A 24,177-nucleotide genomic window follows, 5' to 3' on the forward strand; every position below is an offset into this window, starting at 1 on the left:
ATTGAGAGTGAAGAAAATTGCAAGTGTACTAATGGCTATCATTTTGTTAATGAGTATAGCCGGGTGCTCATCACCCAAAAAAGAAACAGCAAAGCAGGTAAAGAGTGAGAGTAAAGAGCGTATTGTTGCAACAACAGTGGCTGTTACTGAAATTATGGATACATTAGAAGTAGATTTAGTCGGCGTTCCAACAAGTTCTAAAACTTTACCAAAGCGATATAAAGGTTTACCTGAAGTTGGGAATCCAATGAGTCCAGATATGGAAAAGGTAAAATCATTAAAGCCGTCAGAAGTATTATCTGTGACAACACTTGAATATGAATTAAAGCCAGTTTTTGATGGTGTGGGTATGAAAGCAAACTTTTTAGATTTAACAAGCTTGAAAAATATGCAAAATTCTATTAGCGATTTAGGTAAGAAATATGGACGTGAAAAGCAGGCTGAAGAAGTTGTAACTAAGTTAGATAAAAAGGTTGCTAGCATTCAAAAAGAAGTAAAAGGAAAGAAAGAACCGACAGTACTTATTTTGTTAGGTGTGCCAGGAAGTTATTTAGTAGCAACAGAGCATTCTTATATTGGAGATTTAGTGAAACAACTAGGTGGTAAAAACATTGTACAAGGTGAACGAGTAGAGTATTTAGCTTCTAATACAGAGTACTTAAAGAAAGCTGATCCAGATATTATTTTACGAGCAGCTCATGGTATGCCTGATGAAGTTGTAAAAATGTTCGATAAAGAATTTAAAACAAATGACATTTGGAAGCACTTCGCTGCAGTTAAAAATAACCGTGTTTACGATTTAGAAGAGCGTTTATTTGGAACGACAGGCAATTTAGCAGCAATTGAAGCGTTAGATGAATTGAAAAAAATGATGTATCCGTGATGCATTTTAATATAAAGGAAGAGTGGAATGAATAAAAAAACTTGGAGTTTCCTCATTGTTACTGCATTGCTTATTGTTATGACATCATTGTCAGCGATGAAAGGGAGTTTAGAAGTAGGTATTGTTGAGCTTGTACAAGGGATATTTACAGGGGGAAATGAAGATGTTGAAGTGATTAAAGATTTACGTTTCCCACGTATTATTATTGCACTATTTACTGGAGCAGCTCTGGCTGTTTCAGGTGTGCTTTTTCAAGCTGTTATGAAAAATCCACTTGCTGATGCTGGTGTAATCGGGATATCTTCTGGAGCAAGTTTTATGACACTCGTTATTATTACGTTGTTTCCGCAATTCTTTTTCTGGACACCAGTATTCGCATTTTTAGGCGGTGCGCTTGCGTGTTATCTCGTTTACTCTTTTTCATGGAAGTCTGGATTAAGTCCACTCCGCATTATTTTAATTGGTATTGCTATTAATGCAATGTTTACTGGATTAAATGAATCATTCGTTACGATTTGTGGATATTTTATTAAGAGTATTAAGCAAACGACGACTTCTAACATAACAATGAAGACGTGGGGCGATGTAGAAATAATGGTGACTTATGGAACGATTGGTCTTATTCTTGCTCTGTTCGTAGGAGCTTGGTGTAACTTATTATCGCTACAAGATAAGACTGCGAAAAACTTAGGCTTGCACGTGACGAGAGTTCGTCTTATTATTTCTGCCATTGCAGTACTCTTAGCGGCAGTATCAACAGCGATTGCAGGTGTTATTGCTTTTGTAGGATTACTCGTTCCGCATATTTCAAGACAATTAGTCGGTTCAGACCATAAAGTATTAATTCCATTTTCTGCTCTTGCAGGGGCGTTATTAATTTTGACGGCAGATACAATTGGAAGGTTAATTGTGCCACCTAATGAAATTCCAGCAGCAACAATTATGGCGGTTATTGGTGGCCCATTCTTAATATTCTTGCTTAGAAAGAGTGATAAAGTTCATGGAAATTAAAAATGTAACCTTTTCATACGATAATGTAACAAATCGTTTAAAGTCTGTTAGTAGTGAAATAGAACTTGGAAAAATTACAACAATTATTGGTCCAAATGGATGCGGGAAATCAACATTACTTAGTGTTATGTCTAGAAACCATGCTCCTAGTAGTGGAGAAGTAATGCTTGATGGGAGAGCGATTAGTGAGTATAAACCGAAAGAGTTTGCTAGAAAGCTAGCTGTTGTCCATCAACAAAATGAGGCTCCAGCAGATATTACGGTGGAAAAACTAATAAGCTTTGGACGTATGCCATATAAAAATATTTTCTCTTCGCAAACAGATGAAGATAGAGAAGCAATTGAGCGTGCACTAACATGTACGAATTTACAAAGTAAACGTGATAAGCCAATTCATGCTTTATCAGGCGGAGAGAGACAGCGAGTTTGGATTGCAATGACATTAGCTCAAAATACACCAATGCTTTTCTTAGATGAGCCGACAACATATTTAGATATTTATTATCAGATAGAAATATTAGAGTTAGTGAAAGAGTTAAATGAAGTGTATGGACTAACGATTGTAATGGTATTACATGATATTAATCAAGCCATTCGTTACAGTGATCATATTATCGTTATGAAAGATGGAGAGATTGTTACGAAAGGTAATCCTAATGATGTAATAACAGAAGAAATGGTTAAAGCAATATATGGTGTAGATGTCGTTGTAAAGCAGGATGAAGATACAGGACTATACATGGTACCAATGGGAATCTAAAGGCTGAGCATAATCCGTTTTGAGGTGATAATTTGAATAGTAAGAAAGAACGGAAAAAGAATTCATTTTTTCAACGCATACTTACCATTGTGTTTTTAGGAATCTTTTTCTATTCAATGTATGAATTGGGTGGGATTTTCATGGATTATTATGAAAATCGTAAAGTAATGGCTGAAGCGCAACATATTTATAAGAGAAGTCCAATGGAAGAAAAATCAGAGGATGGGGAGGTACGTAAGCAGTTTCAAGCTCTCCAAAAAATTAATCCAGAGATAGTTGGATGGATTACGATGGATGATACACAAATTAATTATCCAATCGTTCAAGCGAAGGATAATGATTACTATTTATTTCGTAATTACAAAGGTGAAGATATGAGAGCGGGAAGTATTTTTATGGACCACCGTAATGATGTGAAATCTCAAAACCGAAATACTATTTTATATGGTCATCGTATGAAGGACGGTTCTATGTTTGGGAGTTTAAAAAAAATGTTGGATGAAGAATTCTTCATGTCCCATCGTAAATTATATTACGATACATTATTTGAAGGATACGATGTTGAAGTTTTTTCAGTATATACGACAACAACGGACTTTTATTACATTGAAACGGATTTTGAAAATGATGCAGCATATACATCGTTCTTAAAGAAAATTCAAGAAAAATCACTGTACAAAACGGATACGGAATTGACGGCTAATAATGAAATTGTAACACTTTCTACATGTGACTATGCGCTTGATCCAGAGGCTGGAAGGCTAGTTGTACATGCAAAATTAGTGAAAAGAAATTAAAGAAAAAGTATAGAATATGAGAAGTGATAGCACTCCTCATATTCTATACTTAAAAAATAACTGTTTTTACTGTGCTGCAGCCATTGGCATACGTACAACTTTTACATCATAGTAAGCAATTTTATTATCAAGAATATATTCTGGCATTCCGCCTTGATGTGAGTGAGCATCTTTAAATGCTGAGCTCTTTGTCCAACCTTGGAAATCTTCTTTTGCATTCCAGCGAGTGCTAATTGTTACTTCATCATAATCAACTGTATTTTGCGTTAAAAGAACCTCTAATCCTAAAAATCCTGGCATCGTTTCAACTTTACCAACTTTATTAAAACGCTCAATTAATTTATGTCCATTTCCCTTTGTAATTTTAGCTGTATTTGTAACAATAATCATGTGTATGCCTCCTATAAATGTAGCTATATTTTCAAGAACTCATATACATTAAATGATAATGAAAATCATTATCATTGTCAATGACAATAATGAAATATATAAATTTTTTTTGAAAGTATGATGTTTATTTCATAAGTTAGTAAATATATTGCGATTAGGTGTAAGGATGAGCGGGTTGTACTAGCAAAGCGATAATATGGTATAGTGAAACGAGGCTGTTTTTCGGCCTCGTTTTTTACATGCTTCCTACTAATAGAAAGCATTCAAATGGAAAGGAAGACATTACATGCGATCTGAAGTAACTATAAAAATAAAACCGAAATTTATAAAAGAAATTAAAAGTGGATATCCGCTTATTTTAAAAGATGCGATTCAAAATTTAAACGATATTCGTGAAGAAGGGACAATCATCAAAGTAGTAGATGAGAAGAACCAATTTATCGGAAAAGGCTATTATGGAAAACAAAATAAAGGATACGGCTGGATTTTAACGAGAAAAGAGAGTGAACAAATTAATCAATCTTTCTTTGAAAGTAAAATCAAATCTGCCTTACATAAACGAAAACAGTTTTACAAATCAAATGATACGACAGCATTCCGTGTCCTAAATGGTGAAGGTGATGGTCTTGGCGGCTTAATCATCGATTATTATGACGGTTATTACGTAGTGAGCTGGTATAGTGAAGGGATTTATACTTTTAGAGATGAAATCATAGCGGCGCTTCAAAAAGTAGCAAACTTTAAAGGTATTTATGAGAAAAAGCGTTTTGATACGAAAGGGAAATACATTGAAGGCGATGATTTCGTAGCAGGAGAGCGCGGTGAGTTCCCACTTATCGTAAAAGAGAATGGTGTGAACTTTGCGGTTTATTTAAATGACGGAGCAATGGTTGGTGTATTTTTAGATCAGCGTAACGTTCGAAAACAAATTCGTGATACATATGCACAAGGAAGAACTGTGTTAAATATGTTCTCTTATACAGGTGCTTTCTCTGTATTTGCAGCACTTGGTGGAGCGACTAAAACAACGAGTGTGGACCTTGCAAATCGTAGTTTAAGTAAAACGATTGAACAATTTAGTGTCAACGAAATTGATTACGAAGCACAAGATATTATTGTAGAAGATGTATTCCTTTACTTTAAATATGCTGCGAAGAAAAAAATGAAGTTCGATATGGTTGTATTAGATCCTCCAAGCTTTGCGCGTTCTAAAAAGTATACATTTAGCGCAGCGAAAGATTATAAAAACTTATTAAAAGAAACGATCGCGATTACAGAAAATAACGGTATTATCGTTGCTTCTACAAATTGTAGCGCATTTGATATGAAAAAGTTTAAAGGCTTTATCGATACTGCATTTAAAGAAATGAACGGTAAATACAAAATATTAGAAGAACATTCTTTACCAGAAGATTTTCGTACAATTGATCAATTTAAAGAGGGAGACTACTTAAAAGTAGTTTTCATCGAAAAAATTAAAGGCTAATAAAGAAAAAGGAGCTCGGGTTTACTTGAGCTCCTTTTCTTATTGAACGATATTTTGTACTCTACCGACTTGCCCGTCCTGCAATCGCACTTTAATGCCATGCGGATGGGAAGGGGAGTTTGTTAAAATATCTTTTACAATTCCACGTGTTAATTTGCCTGTTCGTTGATCTTGTTTTAATACAATATCAACTTCAAGACCGGGTGCGATATTAGAACGTTTTTGTCCGTTCATTTATACACCTGTACGTCTACGTTGGTTGTTTGTTTTTTTCGTTTGTTGGTTTTGTAATTTTTTCGTTTCTTGGCTTTGACTTTTTGCATTTTGGCCATTTCCATTTCCTTGCTTTTTCTTAGCAAGTTGTTCGCGCATTAAATCAGCTAAGCTTACTTTTTTATTCTCTGACATGATAAGTCTCCTTTATATAAAGTTAATTATGAACAATCGTAGTGAATTTCATCATATCATTGTTAAGGAAGGAAGGGAAGTTGGTTTGAAAATTCATATAATTGTTTCCAGTCTGTAGTAGTTACGATACAATTGAATTGTTAACGTTTGTAAAAAGGGGATAGACATATGTCACATCATATTTTATTAGTTGAAGATGATATCTCAATTCAAGAGATGGTGGAAAAGTATTTAATAAAAGAGGGCTTTCAAGTTACAATCGCGTCTGATGGAGAAGAGGGAGTAAATACATATTTAAAAGGTTCATTTGATTTGATTATCCTCGACATTATGATGCCAAAGCTAGATGGCTTAGAGGTTGTACGAATCATTCGAGAAAAAAGTGCCGTTCCGATTTTAATGATGTCAGCAAAAGATACAGATGTTGATAAAGCTGTTGGATTAGGACTTGGGGCAGATGATTACATTTGTAAGCCATTTTCTATGATTGAATTAGCTGCACGTGTAAAAGCGGGTATTCGGAGGTCTACAAAATATTCGACTACGGAAACAACAGAAAAGATGATTCAGATTGGTGATTTAACAATCGATCCAATTAATTTTACTGTAGAAAAAAACGGGAACCCTCTCAAACTTACTTTAAAAGAATTTGAGATTTTAAAACTGTTCGTAAAGAATCAAAATCGTGTATTTACAAAAGCACAAATCTATACGTTAGTTTGGAATGAAGAGTATTACGGTGATGATAACGTTATTAATGTTCATATGAGAAGATTGCGTGAGAAAATTGAAAGTGATCCATCTAATCCAGAATATATTAAAACGTTATGGGGCATCGGCTATAAGTTGGAAGTGATGTAATATGACCAATCTGTTAATGGGCATTATTTTTATATTGTTATGTATCATTTACATACAATATAAGATGAGAAAAAATAGTAGCAAAAACTTACGATACACATATGAAAAATTAGAAAGTATTGTAAATGAAAAAACAGGCGAGACGTTACTCGTTATGACAGATGATCTAGAATTGCAAAAATTATTAGTGGCAATTAATCAATTATTAGATGCAAAACAGAAAACGAATGCAGATCATGCAAAAGTAGAAATTTCGATGAGAAAAATGCTTTCAAATATTTCGCATGACTTGAAAACACCACTAACAGTTATTCTTGGATATACAGAAATGTTAAATGAGGATAAAACGATAAATGAAGAAGAACAGAAAATATTACTTGAAAAGGTTCATATAAAAACGCTGGAAGTGATGGAACTAATTCATAAGTTCTTTGATTTAGCAAAATTAGAATCTGGTGACAAGGCAATAGAGATAACAAAAGTAAATATGAATGAAGTTTGCCGTGAGAAGATTTTATCTTTTTATGATTTAGTGACGACGAAAGGATTTCATGTTCATATTGATATACCTGAAAGAAATATATATGCACTTGGAAATACAGAAGTATTAGGCAGAGTGTTAAATAATTTAATATCAAATGCAATTACATATGGAGAGGCTGGAAAGACACTCGGTATGACGTTAAGAGATGATGAAACGAGTGTGTATATAGACGTATGGGATAAAGGAAAAGGAATTGATGAATCTCATATTGATAAAGTGTTTGAGCGTATGTATACACTTGAAGACTCAAGAAATAAATTGTACCAAGGAAGCGGCCTGGGATTAACGATTACGAAAAGGCTTGTGGAAGCGATGGATGGAAAGATTCATCTTTCTAGTAAGCCATATGAAAAAACGATTTTTACAGTTGTATTAACAAAGATGAAGTTTTAGCTTGTAGAGAAGTAAATTCTACAAGCTTTTTTTTCAGCGTAAGGAATTTGTAAGGAACGAGTAAGAAAAAAGAGATTTCCGTTGTCTATTATAGAAATATAGAGCAGCGCGAAAGGGGAAAATGACATGACATATATATTAAAAACGAACCAGTTAACGAAAGTGTTTAAAGGAAAAGAAGTTATTTCTAGCGTTAACATGCATGTGAAAAAAGGAGAGATATACGGTTTCTTAGGACCGAATGGTGCTGGTAAAACAACAATTATGAAAATGATTGCAAATTTAATAAAACCGACGAGCGGCGATATTGAAATTTTCGGTGAGAAGTTAACAGACACATCTTATGAAGTATTAAAAAGAATGGGAACAATTATCGAATATCCAATCTTTTATGATAAATTAACGGCGAAGGAAAACTTAGAATTACATTGTGAATATATGGGCTATTACGATAAAAACGGCATTGATCATGCTTTACATTTAGTGAAACTACACGGCATAGACAATAAAAAAATAAAAGATTTTTCATTAGGGATGAAACAACGACTCGGTATTGCAAGGGCAATCGTGACAAAGCCAGAATTGCTCATTTTAGATGAACCAATTAACGGTTTAGATCCAATTGGTATTAAAGAGTTACGAGACTTATTTAAAATGCTCTGCAAAGAATACGGTATTACATTATTAGTTTCTAGTCATATTTTAGGTGAGATGGAACTAATGGCGGATACAATTGGTGTGATTCAAAATGGAAAACTAATAAAAGAAGTTTCAATGAAGAGTATTAACGGAAAACAAACAGAGTACATTGAAATCACTGTTCCTGATGTGAAACGTGCAGCTTATATTTTAGAAGATAAACTTGGTATAAAAAACTACAAAATAATGAGTGGAACCATGATTCGTGTGTATGATACGTCAGCGTCTCAGCAGGCCATTTCAAAAGCACTTATTATGAACGATGTGGAAATTGAAAGTATTAATAAGAAACATAGTTCCTTAGAAGAATATTTCTTAAATGTAATGGATGGAGAGGGTATTCATGCTTAATGGACTGTGGCTGAACCTGGTAAGTGGATTTATCGTAATGCTAATAAGTGGAATTTTATATTATAGAAAACCAGAGCGGAAATGGTTGTTCATTGTACTAGTGATAGGAATGTTAAGCTTCGTTACTGCTGGAATTAGAATGTTAGCAGCGTAGAGACAGGTATATAAAGAATGGAGGCGTGGTTTATATGTTTAAATTAATGAAGCTTGAATGGAAGAAACATCAATTATCTAGTTACTTTAAAAGTGTAGCAATTTGTATTATAGCAATTTTCGCTGTAGTAAGCCTTATGGCATTGGGAATGAAAGCCGAGGGAGACGTGCTCTTCTCTGACTTCACACAGAACATGGCTTTAGCAAATATTTTTATTAGGATAACATTCATTATTTTTAGTTCGGTCATTTTATCACGTTTAGTAATTGATGAGTATAAGAACAAAACGATACAACTATCATTTATGTATCCGCTACAAAGGAAAATGCTAATGAGTGCGAAATTAACAATTGTTTTTTGTTTTTGTTTTGTGAGCACGATTATCGCGACTTTCATTATTAGTTTGCTCGTATATTTTGTGAGTCCAATGATGGGACTGATTGAAACACCTGCTACGATAGGTGAAATAATAGCTATCGTTCCAGGTACTATTATAAGTGCATTTATGATATCTGGGATAAGTTTAATTCCTTTGTTTTTTGGAATGAGAAAGAAATCGACACCGACAACGATTACTTCGGCAGTAATAATTGGTATGCTGATTAGTGGTAACTTTGGTTCTGGAAATGGTCAAGTAAGTATGTTTGATTTTATAGCTATCCCAATAGTGCTCTGTTTATTAGGAATTTTCATTAGTTATCTATCGTTTCGTAAAATCGACAAGATCGATGTGGCGTGAAGCAAGCTTAAAACAAAAAACGAACTGGGGTATGAATAGTGAAAAAAATGATAGTAATTGCAATATTATTCATTACAATTGCTAGTATGGTTTTTGGTTTTAAGGTATTTCAGGGGAAAGATTTTAAGAAAGAAAAGTCTTTTGAGATAAATAATATAAAAGCAATAGAAGTAGACATTGAAAACTGGAATCTTGAATTTAAAAGTACAGACGCTAATAAATTAGTAATTTCCGCTCAAGGTGAACAAGCAGATAAAGAGATAGATCCCGTCAAAATAGAAAATGATGAAAATAAACTGGTGATTAAGCAAAAACAAAAGGTGAACAGATTTTTTTATGGTTTTACGCTTAGGAAGAAAAATAGTATATCTATAGCTATTCCGAAGAAAGAAATAGATAAAATTGTATTAAATAATAAATCGGGTGATGTGAAAATAAACGATATAGTAGTAAAAAGCATCGTGACAAGAGGCAAATCTGGAGATGGAATGATTACAGGACTATCGGCAGAGAAGGGTGAATTTACATCCGAAAGCGGGGATTTAATGTTAAAAGATAGTTCATTACAAGAAGTAAATATAACTTCCACTACTGGTGATAATTATGTAAAAAATGTAAAAAACGAAAATATGAACATCACTTCAACATCTGGGGAAGTATTACTGAAAGATATGACAGAAGGAAAATCATTATTTGTAGAAACAAAATCAGGGGATATTGGCGTACGGTATAAAGGTGTCCCGGCATCATTGAAGCTTATGGCTAAAAGTAATTCGGATGACGTAATAGTGGATTTAAAAGGACTTAAGAAAGATAAAAGTACAGAAAAAATAAAAGTAGGAACTATTGGTGATGCAAAAAATGAAGCAAAGATTTTAAGTGAAACAGGGGTCATTTATATTGATTAAGTCTTAGGAGGAGGGAGGACTATCATGTTACGTTTAATGAAGCTAGAAATGAAGAAGTTTAAGCTTGGATGGTATGTAAGGAGAGCGATTATTGCAAATATCGCTATACTGGCATTACTGATTTTTACGAGCATCGTTTCTCAAATAGAAGGAGATCCAGAAATGAGAGATCCACAGATGGTTTTGTTAATGGCTAGTACATTAGTAAGAGCAACATTTATTATTTTTGGTAGTGTGTTAATCGCAAGGTTAATAATTGGTGAATATAAAAACAAAACAATACTACTTATGTTTTCTTATCCTATTAATCGGAAGAAAATGATGATTAGTAAGTTGGTTATTACAGCAACATTAACATTTATAACAGTTATTGTATCTAACATTTTAGTAGTAGGAGTTTTCTTTGGGATAGATAGCTATTTTTCAATTCTTCCTAATTCATTCACAATAGATCAATTGAAGCAAGAAGGGATAAACCTTGTTCCTTTAGCCGTTGCAACTGCGGGAATAAGTTTAATCCCACTATATTTCGGAATGCGTAAACGTTCAGTGCCAACTACAATTGTTTCATCCCTTATTGTTGTATCAATTGCAATGAATAGCACTACGTTTTCTGTAGCGACTTTTCTTCCCCTTCAATTAGCATTGGCAACAATTGGAGTTGCAATTGCATATTACGGAATTAAAAATATAGAGAAGGAAGATATAACAGTCTGACAAGAATAAATAAAAAAAGAGTTGGCGTTACACCAACTCTTTTTTGTATATGTATGCTTCGGTACTACTCTGTAAATTTATAGTGTTTACTTAAATACTCTTGCACTCCTGGAGAAATGTTAAAGTTATTAGGACTTTTATATTCGATAGTAAACTCTCCGTCTCCACTTGTTTCAAAGGCGATTGCATAGCTATTCATTTTAGCATCGTAAGAAGTGTTTTTGACTTCTGCATCTAGATTAAAATATTTTGTAATATATTCTTTTGATTCCGTAATTGCTGCTTGTTTTCCCCAAGGGGTACCATAATAGGTGAAATAAAGAGATACACTAATAACTCCAATAATAGAAGTTAATAAAATAGTTCCCAGAGCTATTTTTTTATTCTTTGTATTCAATTTGGTTACTCCTCTTCATAGTATGTATTCATTTTAACCTATCTTTTCCATAAAACAACCATTAAGAAAAAATAGTTTCACATGAAACAAGTTACAGAAAAAGACAAGATATGTAAACATCTTGTCTTTTTTGTCGTTACATTTTAGGAGCTTCCATTCCATCCGCAGCCCATTCTTCTTTTGCGGGGCCATATACGCCAGGAACTGTTAAGCCAGCTTGTCGCATTAAAACCGTCATTTGTCCGCGGTGGTGATTTTGATGATTAATAAGTGTCATTAAAAATATAGAATTCGGCATAGGGCGACCAAAGAAGTCATTAATAGTAGCTAAGTCTTTATCAGTCCATTTACTTTGAAGTGTTTCAACAAAAGCCGCGTTTACTTTACGGTATTCATCTGCAATTGTTTTTGCAGAAGTTGGAACAGGATAATCTTTCAATTCTCCTTCAAACTTTAGCCCTGTGCCAGATAGTATAACAGGAATTGCCGTCACGATGTGCCAAGCAACTCTACCTAACGTCCAGTGCCCAGGTGCAATTTCTTGTGATAAAGATGCATCGGTTAATGAATCAAGCATTTTCTGAGTAGACTCTGCTTCGTATGTCCATGATTGTAAAAAGCCTTCAATTGTTTGGTACATAGTTATCCCTCCTATTTTTGTTCATAGATTAAATTCGTGAGAGATAATATAATCCCTGTTCCACAAGAAATAATTAATTAAGTATTTGCTACAATATGAAAACAATTAGAAAATATTTGTAAAAGTGTCAGGAAACGAATGTGTTCATTCGTATATATAATGAATAAAGAATGGGATAAAGAGTGGTGATAAGGGTGAAGGATATAGAAATAGTAGAAGGTCTTCGAAAACAAGACATGTTAGCATTACATACAGCAATTGATCGATATGGGGATTTAATTTATAAGGTGGTTCATAGTGTTTTAGATACGGCACAGAGCAAGGTATTAGTGGACGAATGTGTTGACGATATTTTATTAATCGTTTGGTACAACATTAGTAGTTATGATGAAAATCGTGGGAAGTTTAGAAACTGGCTTATATCTGTCGCTAAGTTTAAAGCTATTGATTATAAACGAAAAAGTAATAAGGCTTATCAATTACAAGAGCTTCAGCAAGAAATATATGAAGATAGAAAAAATGTCAATTTAACAAAAGAAGAGCGAGATTATAATTTTTACGTTTTAATTAAAGAATTGAATGAAGAAGATAAGGAAATTTTTATAAAAAGGTATTTAGATGAATATAGCGTACAAGAAATAGCGCTTGAATTCGGTATGACACGAGATAGGGTATATAGCAGGCTTTCAAGAGGGAGAAAGAAATTGAAGAAGCTGTTGGGGGGGGAAAGAAATGAATAAAGAAAAGTTACTTCAGGAATTAAATAACTTGCAGTATAGCGATAATTTTGTAGATGATTATAGAAATGATGAGAAAATAGATAAAAAGAAAATAAATCGTACAAAAGAAGTTGTAACAAAAACAATTTTAATGAAACGTTGTTATGAGGTTGTACAAGAAGAGTTACAGGGAAGCGAAGAGATTTTATATAGTATGCTTGTCGAAAATCCTCGTGTGAAAAATTGGCAGACAGGCACAGCCATGACATTAGGGGTAGGCGTTCTTGCGATGAACTTCGGTATTAATAATGTGCTAATCGTTACAAATAAACGGTTGTATGTATTTTTTGTGGATCGTTATTATAATGAAGTTGATTTAAAAGTATGTGTATGGAATGAAATAGCTTATATGGAAACAATATTAGACCGTAAAGGTGGGAGTGAATTTCTACATATAAAGTATAAAAATGATAAGGAGTACGTATTATTGGGAAATGCTGATGATTACAGAGAGTTATTTCAAATAGTAGGTAGGTTGAAAATAGCGAATGGAATAGAATTGAGATTACAAGATAAGAAATTAAAGAGAAAGTTAACTTTAAAACGAAGTGTGTTCAATATAATCATGTATTCACTTGTTATATATATTATGTACAAAGTCTATATTAATTTTATGCCATAATAGGAAAAGACGGCTTCACATATATGAAGCCGTCTTTTAATTAACCTTCTTCCCACTCTTCCTCATCAACCATAAGAAATAAGGTGCTCCAAGTACAGCAACTTTTTTCGCCGGTTTATCTAATTTTGTTTCCCCTTCAGTATGTTTAATTGTTATAGCTTGCTTTTTATCTTCTGTCGTTGTTACCCTTTTCTCCTCTTTTTGCTGTCCACATTCAACAGCGAATAGAAGAACAACCATGAAAATACTAAGAATTTTCTTCATCCTCTGCCCCAAAATAAGTTTTTTATTCGTAATTATATTTTAAAAATTTTGATGAAGAATAACGAATTATAAGGATATTGTTATGTAAGGTTAAAATCCATATGTGAATGAAGAATTTAGAAAAGGAATTTCATTTAACCAGAGAGGCGAAAGTACAAGCAAAAGGAGATAGTATCGCATGTAATAATTATTAGAATGTACGGGATAAATCTATATTTATCTCCACTAAATAAAGCTTTTCGGTCTGATTTGATAAATGTTTTTTAATTTCTTACTTGTACTTATAAGATTGAATTTGAAGGAAGGGATCAACATGTCTTCATGGCTCAATAATACAAATGGATATTGTAGTTGTAATAATCAAAATGGTGTACATGTTGATTCGTGTTGTTTTAGTTGTGATGGGACAGTCCCTAAGCTTGGTCCAACAGGTCCAACGGGAGCGACAGGTTCAACAGGTCCAACGGGTTCAACAGGTGCAACAGGAGCAACAGGACCAACGGGAGCAACAGGAGCAACAGGAGCAACAGGAGCAACAGGTTCAACAGGTTCAACAGGAGCAACAGGTCCGACGGGTTCAACAGGTCCAACAGGAACGACGGGTTCAACAGGTCCGACGGGAGCAACAGGCTCAACAGGAGCAACGGGTTCAACAGGAGCAACGGGTTCAACAGGTCCGACGGGTTCAACAGGTCCAACAGGAACGACAGGAGCGACAGGTTCAACAGGCCCAACGGGAGCGACGGGCTCAACGGGCTCAACAGGAGCAACCGGGGCTACAGGTACAAGTATCACGGCGACGTATGCATTTGCAAATAATACGTCAGGAACAGCGATATCGGTACTACTTGGTGGAACGAATGTCCCGCTTCCGAATAATCAAAATATCGGTCCAGGTATTACGGTTTCCGGGGGGAATACAGTATTTACGGTTGCAAATGCTGGGAATTATTATATTTCATATTCGATTAATATAACAGCTTCATTATTGGTCAGTTCACGAATTACAATTAATGGTGCACCGCTTGCTGGGACGATCAATTCCCCTGCAGTAGCAACCACATCGTTTAGTGCAACAATAATTACAACTCTTGCAGCAGGAGATGCTATTAGCTTGCAATTATTTGGTTTGTTAGCTGTCGCAACATTATCAACAACTACTCCAGGAGCAGTGTTAACGATAATAAGATTGAGCTAAACCATAACTCTCTTATTCTTTTATAGATTAGGAGGGGTTATACATATAATAAGAAGTTAATGGAGTGAAGCATAGTTATATAAAAGTCAGAATATTATGATTGTAACGTTGTGGTGACTATAATATAATGAAAACAACCATCATGAATGAACATTCATTTATTTTTTATGTATTTGAAGGGGGAATGAAGGTGGAAAAACCTTGGTTGAAAAGTTATCCAGAGGAAATTCCTAGTACTATTTCTTATGATATTCAGCCACTTCATGGATATTTAGAGAAAATAGCTTCTCGTTATCCAGAAAAGAAAGCGCTTCATTTTTTAGGTAAAGATGTTACATTTTCAGATTTCCATGACAAGGTAAAGAAGTTTGCGAATTATCTGCAAAGTCTTGGTGTTGAAAAGGGAGATAGAGTTGCAATTATGTTGCCGAATTGTCCGCAATCTGTAATCGGTTATTATGGTACTTTGCTTGCCGGGGGGATTGTCGTACAAACGAATCCTCTTTATACAGAAAGAGAGCTTGAGTACCAACTTCATGACTCTGGGGCAAAAGTCATTCTTTGCCTTGATTTAGTGTTTCCGAGAGTTACTAATGTTCAAAATGCCACAAAGCTGGAGCACATTATCGTAACTCGTATTGCAGATTTCTTACCATTCCCTAAAAATTTACTTTATCCATTTGTACAAAAAAAGCAGGCGAATCTTGTTGTGAATGTGTCGGAAAGCGAAACGATTCATCTATGGAAATCAGTAGAAAGGGAAAGTACTGCTGATGTTGAGGTTCCCTGTGATCCTGAAAATGATCTAGCTCTTTTGCAGTATACGGGGGGAACGACAGGATTTCCAAAAGGGGTTATGCTGACGCATAAAAACCTCGTTTCGAACACTTTAATGGGAGCACATTGGTTATATAATTGTAAAGAGGGAGAAGAAGTGATCCTTGGTGTCCTTCCGTTTTTTCATGTATACGGAATGACAGCTGTAATGAATTTAAGTATTATGCAAGGGTATAAAATGGTGCTTATTCCGAAGTTTGATATGAAAATGGTTTTTGAAGCAATTAAAAAACATAAAGTTACACTATTTCCAGGAGCGCCGACCATTTATATTGCTCTATTAAATAGCCCTCTTTTAAAAGAATATGATATTTCTTCTATTCAGGCTTGTATTAGTGGCTCTGCACCGCTTCCTGTAGAAGTACAGGAGGAGTTTGAGAGCGTTACAGGTGGTAAACTGGTAGAAGGTTATGGATTAACGGAGTCATCACCCGTTACACATGGGAATTTCTTGTGGGAAAAACGTGTGCCAGGAAGTATTGGGGTACCGTGGCCAGATACGGAGTCAATCATCATGTCACTTGAAACAGGAGAGGCATTACCTCCAGGTGAAATCGGTGAAATAGTTGTTAAAGGCCCACAAATTATGAAAGGGTATTGGAATAAGCCAGAAGAAACGGCGGCTGTATTGCAAGATGGCTGGCTTCATACAGGTGATGTAGGATACATGGATGAGGATGGCTTTTTCTATGTGAAAGATCGTAAGAAAGATATGATTGTTGCTAGCGGTTTTAACGTATATCCTCGTGAAGTAGAAGAAGTGTTATATGAACACGAAAAGGTGCAAGAAGTAGTGACGATCGGTGTTCCTGATCCGTACAGAGGGGAAACTGTAAAAGCATTTGTTGTTTTGAAAGAAGGCGCTGAATGTTCTGAAGAGGAATTAGATCAGTTTGCACGTAAATATTTAGCGGCTTATAAAGTACCGAAAGTATACGAGTTTAGAGATGAATTGCCGAAAACGACAGTAGGGAAAATTTTGCGCCGCGTCCTAATAGATGAAGAGAAGAGAAAGAATGAGGATGAGCAAACGGGCTAAGGCCCTTTCTTTTTGAAAAAATAGGATTGACACTTTTCTAAATAGTCAGTATTATAAGAATATGAATGACTATTCATTCAGTCATCTTCTTGAAGGGGACAGTAAAGTGAAGAAAAATAGACCGAAATACAATCAAATTATTGATGCGGCAGTCATTGTGATTGCAGAGAATGGATACCATCAAGCGCAAGTTTCTAAAATTGCAAAGCAAGCTGGGGTAGCTGATGGCACGATTTATTTATATTTTAAAAATAAAGAAGATATATTAATATCCTTATTCCAAGAGAAGATGGGAGAATTTGTTGAAACAATTCGTCAAAAAACAGCAGGAATTGAAAGCGCTGTAGCGAAGTTATTCATGTTGGTAGAAACGCACTTCTTGCTGTTATCACAAAATGATCCTCTTGCTATCGTTACGCAATTAGAGCTAAGACAGTCCAATCAAGACTTGCGCCTTAAAATAAATGAAGTATTAAAAGGCTACTTACAAGTTATGGATGAAATTTTAGAGACAGGTATAAAGCAAGGTGAGTTTCAGGCGGACTTAAATGTTCGTGTGGCAAGACAAATGATCTTTGGAACAGTAGATGAAGTTGTGACCAATTGGGTAATGAGCGATCATAAGTATGATCTGGTCGCACTTTCAAAAACGGTACATGGGCTACTTATTGCGGCTTGTGGTTATCGTCAATAATGGGAGGGATCATGTTGAAATTCCTATCTGTAAGAGTTGAAGACCATATTGCGGTGGCGACGTTAAATCACGGGCCAGCGAATGCGATGTCTTCACAAGTTATGCATGACGTTACTGAGTTAATTGATCAAGTGGAGAAGGATGATAACATTCGTGTTGTTGTTATTCACGGTGAAGGGCGCTTCTTCTCAGCTGGAGCAGATATTAAAGAATTTACATCTGTTACTGAAGCGAAGCAAGCGACAGAATTAGCACAGCTTGGACAAGTTACATTTGAGCGTGTTGAAAAATGTTCAAAACCAGTTATCGCGGCAATTCATGGAGCGGCACTTGGCGGCGGCCTTGAGTTTGCTATGTCTTGCCACATGCGCTTTGTAACTGAAAGTGCAAAACTTGGTTTACCTGAATTAACACTTGGATTAATTCCTGGTTTTGCAGGTACACAGCGCTTACCACGTTATGTTGGGAAAGCGAAAGCTTGTGAAATGATGTTAACGAGTACACCAATTACTGGTGCAGAAGCATTAAAATGGGGACTTGTTAACGGAGTGTTTTCTGAAGAAACACTTTTAGACGATACACTTAAAGTTGCAAAACAAATTGCTGGAAAAAGTCTAGCAACAACTCGTGCTGTGTTAGAGTTATTGCAAACGACAAAATCGTCTCATTATTACGAAGGTGTACAGCGCGAAGCTCAAATCTTCGGTGAAGTATTTACGAGTGAAGATGGAAGAGAAGGTGTAGCAGCGTTTTTAGAAAAACGTAAGCCTTCGTTTAGTGGTAGGTAGTTCAATTATTTTTTTAATATAAATTAACAGAATTTTAAAATTGATAGAATCTTTCTGAAAAATAAGGGGGTAAATGGAATGAACATCTACGTACTCATGAAACGAACATTTGATACAGAAGAAAAAATCGTAATTAAAAACGGTGCAATTTACGATGGCGAAGCGGAATTCATCATCAACCCTTACGATGAATATGCGATTGAAGAAGCAATTCAAGTAAGAGACGCACAAGGTGGAGAAGTTACTGTCGTAACAGTTGGTGGCGAAGATAGTGAGAAAGAACTTCGTACAGCATTAGCGATGGGCTGTGATAAAGCGGTATTAATTAATATTGAAGATGATGTTGAAAATGGCGATCAGTTTACAACAGCAAAAGTACTTGCTGAATATTTAAAAGATAAAGATGCAGATTTAATTTTAGGCGGAAACGTTGCGATTGACGGTGCATCTGGACAAGTTGGTCCACGCGTAGCTGAAGCGCTAAATATTCCGTACGTAACGACAATTACAAAACTTGAGATTGATGGTACAAACGTGAAGATTGAGCGTGACGTTGAAGGTGATACAGAAGTTATTGAAACGTCATTACCAGTTTTAGTAACAGCACAACAAGGTTTAAACGAACCGCGTTATCCATCGCTTCCAGGTATTATGAAAGCGAAGAAAAAGCCACTGGAAGAAGTAGAATTAGATGATTTAGATTTAGAAGAAGATGATGTGGAAGCAAAGACAAAAACAATTGAAATCTATTTGCCTCCTAAGAAAGATGCAGGAAAAGTGTTACAAGGCGAGCTGCAAGATCAAGTAAAAGAACTTGTATCGTTGCTCCATACAGAAGCGAAAGTAATCTAATAAAATACGAAATTATATATGCAGGAGGGAAAATCTATGGCTCGTAAAGTATTAGTAATGGGTGAAGTTCGTGACGGATCGCTACGTAACGTTTCGTTTGAAGCGGTAGCAGCAGCAAAAACAATTGCAGAAGGCGGTGAAGTGGTAGGTCTTCTAGTTGGAGACAGCGTTGCCTCTTTTGCAAATGAATTGATTCATTACGGTGCAGATCGCGTTGTGACAGTTGAAAATGATAAATTAAAATCATATACATCTGATGGTTACGCACAAGCGTTTTTAGCTGTATATGCTGAAGAAAAGCCAGAAGGTATCGTATTTGGACATACAGCACTTGGTAAAGATTTATCACCAAAATTAGCAGCGAAACTTGAAGCTGGTCTAATTTCTGACGTAACTGCTTTAGAAGTTGAAGGTGGAAATGTTATCTTCACTCGCCCGATTTACTCTGGTAAAGCGTTTGAGAAGAAGATTGTAACAGATGGTATCTTATTTGCGACAGTGCGTCCAAATAACATTGCAACTCTTGAAAAAGACGAGTCTCGCACAGGTGACGTGTCTTCTATTACAGTAGATGTGAAAGATTTACGTACAATTATTCAAGATGTTGTCCGTAAAACTGCAGAAGGCGTTGATCTTTCAGAAGCGAAAGTTATTATCGCTGGCGGACGTGGTGTGAAGAGTGAAGATGGATTTAAGCCATTAAAAGAGTTAGCTGATGTACTAGGCGGCGCTGTTGGAGCATCTCGTGGTGCTTGTGACGCTGAGTATTGCGATTACTCATTACAAATTGGTCAAACGGGTAAAGTCGTTACGCCAGATCTATACATTGCATGTGGTATTTCTGGTGCGATTCAGCATTTAGCTGGTATGTCTAACTCAAAAATAATCGTTGCAATTAATAAAGATCCAGAAGCAAGTATTTTCAAAGTAGCTGACTATGGTATTGTTGGTGACTTATTCGAAGTTTTACCTCTTTTAACAGAAGAGTTTAAAAAGTTAAAAGTACATTCATGATTTGAGTACCCTTGAGTTCCAAGTGAAGTACCCCTATATATAGAAAAAGGTGAGGGATCCCCTGTCCCTCACCTTTGTAGTATTTCATCCATATTTTTATATAGTATAAAGGAACATTTTTTTGTTACAATACATAACGATACATATTATTCGCCACGTATATAAGTTAATGATATACTCTTGGTAGAATATACTTGAAGGAGGAAATAAAATGGCAATTATAAACGCAAATGACCAAAGCTTCGCAGCTGAAACTAGCGAAGGTGTTGTATTATTAGATTTCTGGGCACCTTGGTGTGGACCTTGTAAAATGATCGCTCCTGTATTAGAGGAAATCGATTCAGAACTAGGTGAAAAAGTAAAAGTAGTAAAAGTAGACGTTGATGAAAACCAAGAAACTGCTCGTCAATTTGAAGTAATGAGCATTCCAGCTCTTTTCGTATTAAAAGACGGTAAAGTAGTTGATCAAGCGTTAGGTTACAAACCGAAAGAAGCGTTAGTAGAATTAGTTTCTAAACACTTCTAAAAGAAAGAAGCTACCATTTGGTAGCTTTTTTTATTTTCCTTTTTTAAACCTTTCCGTTACAATAAAAGAACGTATGTTGGGTGTTTTGTCATTGTATGTTTTTATTTTGAATTTGTAATGATAAGCATGTAGAAATGGAGGTAGGCGAGTGCACGAACATTTGAAAGAGAAATTGGCTATTTTACCAGATCAACCTGGTTGTTATTTAATGAAAGATAAGCAAGGAACGGTTATATATGTCGGGAAGGCAAAAGTGTTAAAAAATCGTGTGCGCTCGTACTTTACTGGTTCGCATGATGGGAAAACACTTCGGCTTGTAGGAGAAATTGTAGATTTTGAATATATCGTAACCTCTTCAAATTTGGAGGCTCTTATTTTAGAGTTAAATTTAATAAAAAAGTATGATCCAAAATATAATATTCAATTAAAAGATGATAAAACATATCCTTTTATTAAAATTACCGCTGAAAAACAGCCGCGCTTACTCATTACGCGTAACGTAAAAAAGGATAAAGGAAAGTATTTTGGCCCTTATCCGAATGCACAATCAGCTCATGAAACGAAAAAACTATTAGATCGCATGTATCCGCTTCGCAAATGCTCAAACATGCCCGATAAAGTGTGTTTATATTATCATATGGGCCAATGTTTAGCACCTTGTGTGAAAGAAGTGACGGAAGAACAAAATAAAGAAATTGTGGATGAAATTATTAAGTTTTTAAATGGTGGACATAAAGAAATTCGTTCAGAATTAGAAACAAAGATGTATGAGGCTTCAGAGAAACTAGAATTTGAACGTGCGAAAGAATTGCGAGATCAAATTGCTCATATAGATGCAATTATGGAAAAACAAAAGATGATTATGAGTGACTTAGTGGACCGTGATGTATTTGGATATGCAGTTGATAAAGGATGGATGTGCGTTCAAGTTTTCTTCGTTCGAAAAGGAAAGCTAATTGAACGTGATGTTTCTATGTTTCCAATCTATGATGAACCAGAAGAGGGATTTTTAACGTTTATCGGTCAATTTTATGAAAACAGCAGTCATTTTAAACCGAAAGAAATTGTTGTTCCAGGAAGTATAGACTCAGAATTAGTAGAGCGCTTTTTAGAAGTTGAAGCGACGCAGCCGAAACGTGGTAAGAAAAAAGATCTTGTAGAATTAGCAAATAAAAATGCGAAAATTGCACTTGAAGAGAAATTCTACTTAATTGAACGTGATGAAGAGCGAACGATTAAAGCTGTAGATCAGTTAGGAAAGCAGCTCGGGATTGAAACACCGTATCGTATTGAAGCGTTTGATAACTCAAATATTCAAGGAACAAATCCCGTTTCTGCAATGATTGCTTTTATCGATGGGAAACCAGCGAAGAAAGAGTACAGGAAATATAAAATTAAAACGGTTCAAGGACCAGATGATTATGAGTCTATGAGAGAAGTTGTGAGGCGCCGTTATACAAGGGCGCTTAAAGAGAATTTACCATTACCAGATTTAATCATTATTGACGGGGGAAAAGGTCATCTGGCAGCTGTAAGTGATGTTCTAGAAAATGAGCTTGGGTTATATATTCCGATGGCAGGCCTTGTAAAAGACGACAAACATAAAACATCCCATTTAATTATTGGGGATCCACCTGAACCGGTGATACTTGAGAGGAATAGCCAAGAATTTTATTTATTGCAGCGCATTCAAGATGAAGTGCATCGATTTGCGATTACATTCCATCGTCAATTACACGGGAAATCTGTCATTCAATCAGCACTGGACGATATTCCAGGAATCGGTGATAAACGGAAAAAGGTATTGTTAAAACATTTTGGTTCATTAAAGAAGATGAAAGAAGCTTCTGTAGCAGAATTTGTCGAAGCGGGTATGCCGAAAAATGTCGCGGAAACAATTTATACGTATTTAACAGATAAGAAGACGTTGTAGTTTACAACGTCTTCTGTTTTTTGGTATAATTTCTGAAGATTTAAAATAAACGCATCTGAATGAAAATACAAAAAAGTCAACTAAACTTATATGTCTAGTTGACTGTAGATAAGGCTACACTTCAATGAGATCTTTTATATCCCATTTCACAAGAAATGTAATAGAGTCTGAACGTTTTTTCTTTTCTTCGTATGACTCTGCTACGACGTTTCGTTGCTTCTGAATTTGCTCAGCAATGAATCCAGCTTCTAATTGATAAGAAGAATGTCTGTTTTGTTTTTGACGTTCAGCAATGAGAGTGCCTTTAAGTTGGAACTGCATTTCACGACGTTTATGTTCAATAATACTTAAAGTGCCCCAACCAGCTTTTTCAAAGAACTGAATGACTTCTTCAATTGTTTCTAGCGGATATTTTCTTGCAAGGTTTCTACCGGACCAGTATAAAATACCATCTAAATCGTTACCAATTAAATCAGGTAGTAATTCTTCACGTAGCAATTCATAAGCGAAGGCGTTCAATGAAACATCTTCTAAAGATGTTATATCGATTGTATTTTTGCTCACAATATTCCCCTCTTTCTATAGGGCTTATTATATAACATTTCGCATTTATAAAAACAGATTTTTCTTTAGGAAAATCTGAATATATAAGAAGAAAAAAAGAATTGGCAAATTATATGCAAATTATGTATACGTTTTCTTGACGCTTCGACAAAAATAGGAGTAAAATGAACTTGGTATCAAATTATGCTGAAATATTTCGAATAATTTTTTCAGTTTTTCTTATGCCAATAGTGAAAAAACATTATTGTTGTAAATTAATCTGAAAACAGCAGTCAAACATTCAAGGGGGTAATGGGGACATGAAAGGCCGCGAGTATACGTTTCGTAAGTGGCACTCATTAATGGGGGTCATCCCGGTTGGTGTCTTTTTGACGCAACATCTAATTGTAAACAACTTTGCAACAAGAGGAGCAGAGGCTTTTAACAAAGCTGCAGGCTTTATGGAGCTCCTTCCATTCCGGTATGCGCTAGAAATTTTCATCATCTTTTTACCTATACTGTACCATGCTATATATGGCTTATATATTGCATTTACAGCTAAGAACAATGCGGTATCTTACGGTTATTTCCGTAACTGGATGTTCGTCTTCCAACGAATTTCAGGTATCGTTACGCTGATCTTCATTTCTTGGCACGTCTGGGAAACTCGTATTCAAGCAATGTTAGGTAAAGAGGTAAACTACGATATGATGGCAGATATTTTAAACAATCCAGCTATGTTTGCATTCTATTTAGTTGGTGTTGTTTCAACAATTTTCCACTTTGCAAATGGACTATGGACATTCTGCATTAGCTGGGGAATTACAGTGTCTCCACGTTCACAAAGAATCTCTACTTATGTAACATTAGCTATTTTCTTAGGTCTATCTTATGTAGGTGTGAGTGCATTATTAGCGTTCATCGATCCACAGCTAGCAAACCAGTAAGGA

Annotated in this window: 29 protein-coding genes and 2 pseudogenes; 23 read left to right on the plus strand and 8 right to left on the minus strand. The window is 35.2% G+C overall.

The genetic code is table 11. The features are described 5' to 3' along the window. Position 1: 1 nt before the first annotated feature. From isdE to srtB, 4 genes are read left to right on the plus strand one after another with little or no spacing between them, the layout of a single operon-like run. Positions 2–883, plus strand: coding sequence for a heme ABC transporter substrate-binding protein IsdE (isdE, locus tag JDS81_RS00930; RefSeq protein WP_141499430.1), 882 nt, complete (start codon positions 2–4; stop codon positions 881–883). A 27-nt stretch (positions 884–910) separates the two neighbouring features. Beyond that, complete coding sequence (locus JDS81_RS00935; protein WP_001036848.1) at positions 911–1,894, plus strand: FecCD family ABC transporter permease; 984 nt, start codon at positions 911–913, stop codon at positions 1,892–1,894. Beyond that, positions 1,884–2,654 (plus strand): ABC transporter ATP-binding protein, encoded by a 771-nt coding sequence (locus tag JDS81_RS00940; RefSeq protein WP_097952315.1) that lies wholly within the window; start codon positions 1,884–1,886, stop codon positions 2,652–2,654. Before JDS81_RS00935 ends, JDS81_RS00940 begins: the two co-directional genes overlap by 11 nt. Positions 2,655–2,686: 32 nt before the next feature. Then, a complete protein-coding gene (srtB, locus tag JDS81_RS00945) occupies positions 2,687–3,451 on the plus strand; it encodes a class B sortase (protein WP_033660819.1) in 765 nt (254 codons plus the stop codon). Positions 3,452–3,517: 66 nt separating this feature from the next. Here the strand turns inward: srtB and isdG are convergent, their stop codons facing one another. After that, positions 3,518–3,841 (minus strand): heme oxygenase, encoded by a 324-nt coding sequence (isdG, locus tag JDS81_RS00950; RefSeq protein ID WP_000587821.1) that lies wholly within the window; start codon positions 3,839–3,841, stop codon positions 3,518–3,520. A 286-nt stretch (positions 3,842–4,127) separates the two neighbouring features. Between isdG and JDS81_RS00955 the strand changes: the two genes are divergently transcribed. Then, positions 4,128–5,327: a class I SAM-dependent rRNA methyltransferase gene (locus JDS81_RS00955; RefSeq protein WP_001255942.1), complete on the plus strand. Its 1,200-nt coding sequence runs from the start codon at positions 4,128–4,130 to the stop codon at positions 5,325–5,327. Between the two features lie 39 nt (positions 5,328–5,366). Here the strand turns inward: JDS81_RS00955 and JDS81_RS00960 are convergent, their stop codons facing one another. Then, entirely contained in the window at positions 5,367–5,561 is a 195-nt protein-coding gene (locus tag JDS81_RS00960) for a YwbE family protein (protein WP_001014310.1), read from the minus strand. Further along, a complete protein-coding gene (locus tag JDS81_RS00965; RefSeq protein WP_001293579.1) occupies positions 5,562–5,735 on the minus strand; it encodes a hypothetical protein in 174 nt (57 codons plus the stop codon). A 168-nt stretch (positions 5,736–5,903) separates the two neighbouring features. On the opposite strand from JDS81_RS00965, the gene JDS81_RS00970 reads away from it, so the two are divergent. From JDS81_RS00970 to JDS81_RS01000, 7 genes are all read left to right on the plus strand, one after another. Next, on the plus strand, positions 5,904–6,596 hold the full coding sequence (locus JDS81_RS00970) for a response regulator transcription factor (protein WP_000018038.1): 693 nt from the start codon (positions 5,904–5,906) through the stop codon (positions 6,594–6,596). A 1-nt stretch (position 6,597) separates the two neighbouring features. Continuing rightward, a complete protein-coding gene (locus JDS81_RS00975) occupies positions 6,598–7,533 on the plus strand; it encodes a HAMP domain-containing histidine kinase (RefSeq protein ID WP_000183219.1) in 936 nt (311 codons plus the stop codon). Between the two features lie 126 nt (positions 7,534–7,659). Further along, positions 7,660–8,583 carry an ABC transporter ATP-binding protein gene (locus tag JDS81_RS00980; protein WP_000221075.1) on the plus strand — a complete coding sequence of 308 codons (924 nt, stop codon included), beginning with the start codon at positions 7,660–7,662 and terminating at the stop codon, positions 8,581–8,583. Then, entirely contained in the window at positions 8,576–8,737 is a 162-nt protein-coding gene (locus JDS81_RS00985) for a hypothetical protein (protein ID WP_000931813.1), read from the plus strand. The genes JDS81_RS00980 and JDS81_RS00985 overlap by 8 nt, the downstream gene beginning before the upstream one ends. 34 nt (positions 8,738–8,771) lie before the next feature. Further along, a complete protein-coding gene (locus JDS81_RS00990; RefSeq protein ID WP_061529674.1) occupies positions 8,772–9,476 on the plus strand; it encodes an ABC transporter permease in 705 nt (234 codons plus the stop codon). A 38-nt stretch (positions 9,477–9,514) separates the two neighbouring features. Further along, complete coding sequence (locus tag JDS81_RS00995) at positions 9,515–10,384, plus strand: DUF4097 family beta strand repeat-containing protein (RefSeq protein ID WP_097952317.1); 870 nt, start codon at positions 9,515–9,517, stop codon at positions 10,382–10,384. Between the two features lie 24 nt (positions 10,385–10,408). Further along, complete coding sequence (locus JDS81_RS01000) at positions 10,409–11,101, plus strand: ABC transporter permease (RefSeq protein WP_000945207.1); 693 nt, start codon at positions 10,409–10,411, stop codon at positions 11,099–11,101. 64 nt (positions 11,102–11,165) lie between these two features. On the opposite strand, the gene JDS81_RS01005 is transcribed toward JDS81_RS01000, so the two are convergent. After that, a complete protein-coding gene (locus JDS81_RS01005) occupies positions 11,166–11,498 on the minus strand; it encodes a YfjL-like protein (RefSeq protein ID WP_001093289.1) in 333 nt (110 codons plus the stop codon). Positions 11,499–11,634: 136 nt separating this feature from the next. After that, positions 11,635–12,138: a DinB family protein gene (locus JDS81_RS01010; RefSeq protein WP_097952319.1), complete on the minus strand. Its 504-nt coding sequence runs from the start codon at positions 12,136–12,138 to the stop codon at positions 11,635–11,637. Positions 12,139–12,323: 185 nt separating this feature from the next. Between JDS81_RS01010 and JDS81_RS01015 the strand changes: the two genes are divergently transcribed. After that, entirely contained in the window at positions 12,324–12,878 is a 555-nt protein-coding gene (locus JDS81_RS01015) for a sigma-70 family RNA polymerase sigma factor (protein WP_097952370.1), read from the plus strand. Further along, positions 12,871–13,539 (plus strand): septation ring formation regulator EzrA, encoded by a 669-nt coding sequence (locus JDS81_RS01020; RefSeq protein WP_098055568.1) that lies wholly within the window; start codon positions 12,871–12,873, stop codon positions 13,537–13,539. Before JDS81_RS01015 ends, JDS81_RS01020 begins: the two co-directional genes overlap by 8 nt. 36 nt (positions 13,540–13,575) lie before the next feature. Here JDS81_RS01020 and JDS81_RS31020 read toward each other — a convergent pair. Further along, positions 13,576–13,641, minus strand: a pseudogene (locus JDS81_RS31020) (iron ABC transporter substrate-binding protein); the annotation flags it as partial. Beyond that, positions 13,630–13,803: pseudogene (locus tag JDS81_RS01025) on the minus strand (ABC transporter substrate-binding protein); the annotation flags it as partial. The pseudogenes JDS81_RS01025 and JDS81_RS31020, both read right to left, overlap by 12 nt. A gap of 313 nt (positions 13,804–14,116) precedes the next feature. Here JDS81_RS01025 and JDS81_RS01030 point away from each other — a divergent pair. From JDS81_RS01030 to uvrC, 8 genes are all read left to right on the plus strand, one after another. Then, positions 14,117–15,001, plus strand: a complete 885-nt coding sequence (locus JDS81_RS01030) for a BclA C-terminal domain-containing protein (protein ID WP_199688494.1) — start codon at positions 14,117–14,119, stop codon at positions 14,999–15,001. 190 nt (positions 15,002–15,191) lie between these two features. After that, positions 15,192–16,877, plus strand: a complete 1,686-nt coding sequence (locus JDS81_RS01035; protein WP_000414726.1) for a long-chain-fatty-acid--CoA ligase — start codon at positions 15,192–15,194, stop codon at positions 16,875–16,877. A 106-nt stretch (positions 16,878–16,983) separates the two neighbouring features. After that, the gene (locus JDS81_RS01040; protein ID WP_000742218.1) at positions 16,984–17,571 is read left to right on the plus strand and encodes a TetR/AcrR family transcriptional regulator; all 588 of its coding nucleotides are present in this window, start codon (positions 16,984–16,986) and stop codon (positions 17,569–17,571) included. 11 nt (positions 17,572–17,582) lie between these two features. After that, positions 17,583–18,359: an enoyl-CoA hydratase gene (locus tag JDS81_RS01045; RefSeq protein WP_000911298.1), complete on the plus strand. Its 777-nt coding sequence runs from the start codon at positions 17,583–17,585 to the stop codon at positions 18,357–18,359. A 78-nt stretch (positions 18,360–18,437) separates the two neighbouring features. Next, positions 18,438–19,211, plus strand: a complete 774-nt coding sequence (gene etfB / locus JDS81_RS01050) for an electron transfer flavoprotein subunit beta (protein ID WP_001029031.1) — start codon at positions 18,438–18,440, stop codon at positions 19,209–19,211. A gap of 36 nt (positions 19,212–19,247) precedes the next feature. Continuing rightward, entirely contained in the window at positions 19,248–20,225 is a 978-nt protein-coding gene (etfA, locus tag JDS81_RS01055) for an electron transfer flavoprotein subunit alpha (RefSeq protein WP_000101960.1), read from the plus strand. Positions 20,226–20,436: 211 nt separating this feature from the next. Further along, on the plus strand, positions 20,437–20,751 hold the full coding sequence (gene trxA, locus JDS81_RS01060; protein ID WP_000974757.1) for a thioredoxin: 315 nt from the start codon (positions 20,437–20,439) through the stop codon (positions 20,749–20,751). A gap of 148 nt (positions 20,752–20,899) precedes the next feature. Next, positions 20,900–22,684 (plus strand): excinuclease ABC subunit C, encoded by a 1,785-nt coding sequence (uvrC, locus tag JDS81_RS01065; protein ID WP_000544286.1) that lies wholly within the window; start codon positions 20,900–20,902, stop codon positions 22,682–22,684. Between the two features lie 114 nt (positions 22,685–22,798). Here uvrC and JDS81_RS01070 read toward each other — a convergent pair whose 3' ends face one another. After that, positions 22,799–23,248: a YslB family protein gene (locus JDS81_RS01070; RefSeq protein WP_000042215.1), complete on the minus strand. Its 450-nt coding sequence runs from the start codon at positions 23,246–23,248 to the stop codon at positions 22,799–22,801. Between the two features lie 299 nt (positions 23,249–23,547). Here JDS81_RS01070 and sdhC point away from each other — a divergent pair, with 299 nt between their 5' ends. Then, positions 23,548–24,174, plus strand: a complete 627-nt coding sequence (gene sdhC / locus JDS81_RS01075) for a succinate dehydrogenase cytochrome B558 (protein WP_000678354.1) — start codon at positions 23,548–23,550, stop codon at positions 24,172–24,174. The last annotated feature ends 3 nt before the right edge of the window (positions 24,175–24,177 follow it).

The sequence above is a fragment of the Bacillus cereus group sp. N31 genome (assembly GCF_016483245.1).
GTDB lineage: Bacteria > Bacillota > Bacilli > Bacillales > Bacillaceae_G > Bacillus_A > Bacillus_A toyonensis.

Excerpts from the sequence above, each read along its gene's own strand:
- JDS81_RS01020 (WP_098055568.1), top strand. The coding sequence starts at position 12,871 with ATGAATAAAGAAAAGTTACTTCAGGAATTAAATAACTTGCAGTATAGC.
- JDS81_RS00985 (WP_000931813.1), top strand. The coding sequence starts at position 8,576 with ATGCTTAATGGACTGTGGCTGAACCTGGTAAGTGGATTTATCGTAATG.
- JDS81_RS01010 (WP_097952319.1), bottom strand. The coding sequence starts at position 12,138 with ATGTACCAAACAATTGAAGGCTTTTTACAATCATGGACATACGAAGCA.
- JDS81_RS00965 (WP_001293579.1), bottom strand. The coding sequence starts at position 5,735 with ATGTCAGAGAATAAAAAAGTAAGCTTAGCTGATTTAATGCGCGAACAA.
- etfB (WP_001029031.1), top strand. The coding sequence starts at position 18,438 with ATGAACATCTACGTACTCATGAAACGAACATTTGATACAGAAGAAAAA.
- JDS81_RS01000 (WP_000945207.1), top strand. The coding sequence starts at position 10,409 with ATGTTACGTTTAATGAAGCTAGAAATGAAGAAGTTTAAGCTTGGATGG.
- JDS81_RS00935 (WP_001036848.1), top strand. The coding sequence starts at position 911 with ATGAATAAAAAAACTTGGAGTTTCCTCATTGTTACTGCATTGCTTATT.
- JDS81_RS01030 (WP_199688494.1), top strand. The coding sequence starts at position 14,117 with ATGTCTTCATGGCTCAATAATACAAATGGATATTGTAGTTGTAATAAT.
- JDS81_RS01045 (WP_000911298.1), top strand. The coding sequence starts at position 17,583 with ATGTTGAAATTCCTATCTGTAAGAGTTGAAGACCATATTGCGGTGGCG.
- JDS81_RS00990 (WP_061529674.1), top strand. The coding sequence starts at position 8,772 with ATGTTTAAATTAATGAAGCTTGAATGGAAGAAACATCAATTATCTAGT.
- trxA (WP_000974757.1), top strand. The coding sequence starts at position 20,437 with ATGGCAATTATAAACGCAAATGACCAAAGCTTCGCAGCTGAAACTAGC.
- JDS81_RS00980 (WP_000221075.1), top strand. The coding sequence starts at position 7,660 with ATGACATATATATTAAAAACGAACCAGTTAACGAAAGTGTTTAAAGGA.
- etfA (WP_000101960.1), top strand. The coding sequence starts at position 19,248 with ATGGCTCGTAAAGTATTAGTAATGGGTGAAGTTCGTGACGGATCGCTA.
- isdG (WP_000587821.1), bottom strand. The coding sequence starts at position 3,841 with ATGATTATTGTTACAAATACAGCTAAAATTACAAAGGGAAATGGACAT.
- JDS81_RS00975 (WP_000183219.1), top strand. The coding sequence starts at position 6,598 with ATGACCAATCTGTTAATGGGCATTATTTTTATATTGTTATGTATCATT.
- JDS81_RS00940 (WP_097952315.1), top strand. The coding sequence starts at position 1,884 with ATGGAAATTAAAAATGTAACCTTTTCATACGATAATGTAACAAATCGT.
- sdhC (WP_000678354.1), top strand. The coding sequence starts at position 23,548 with ATGAAAGGCCGCGAGTATACGTTTCGTAAGTGGCACTCATTAATGGGG.
- JDS81_RS00955 (WP_001255942.1), top strand. The coding sequence starts at position 4,128 with ATGCGATCTGAAGTAACTATAAAAATAAAACCGAAATTTATAAAAGAA.
- JDS81_RS00970 (WP_000018038.1), top strand. The coding sequence starts at position 5,904 with ATGTCACATCATATTTTATTAGTTGAAGATGATATCTCAATTCAAGAG.
- JDS81_RS00960 (WP_001014310.1), bottom strand. The coding sequence starts at position 5,561 with ATGAACGGACAAAAACGTTCTAATATCGCACCCGGTCTTGAAGTTGAT.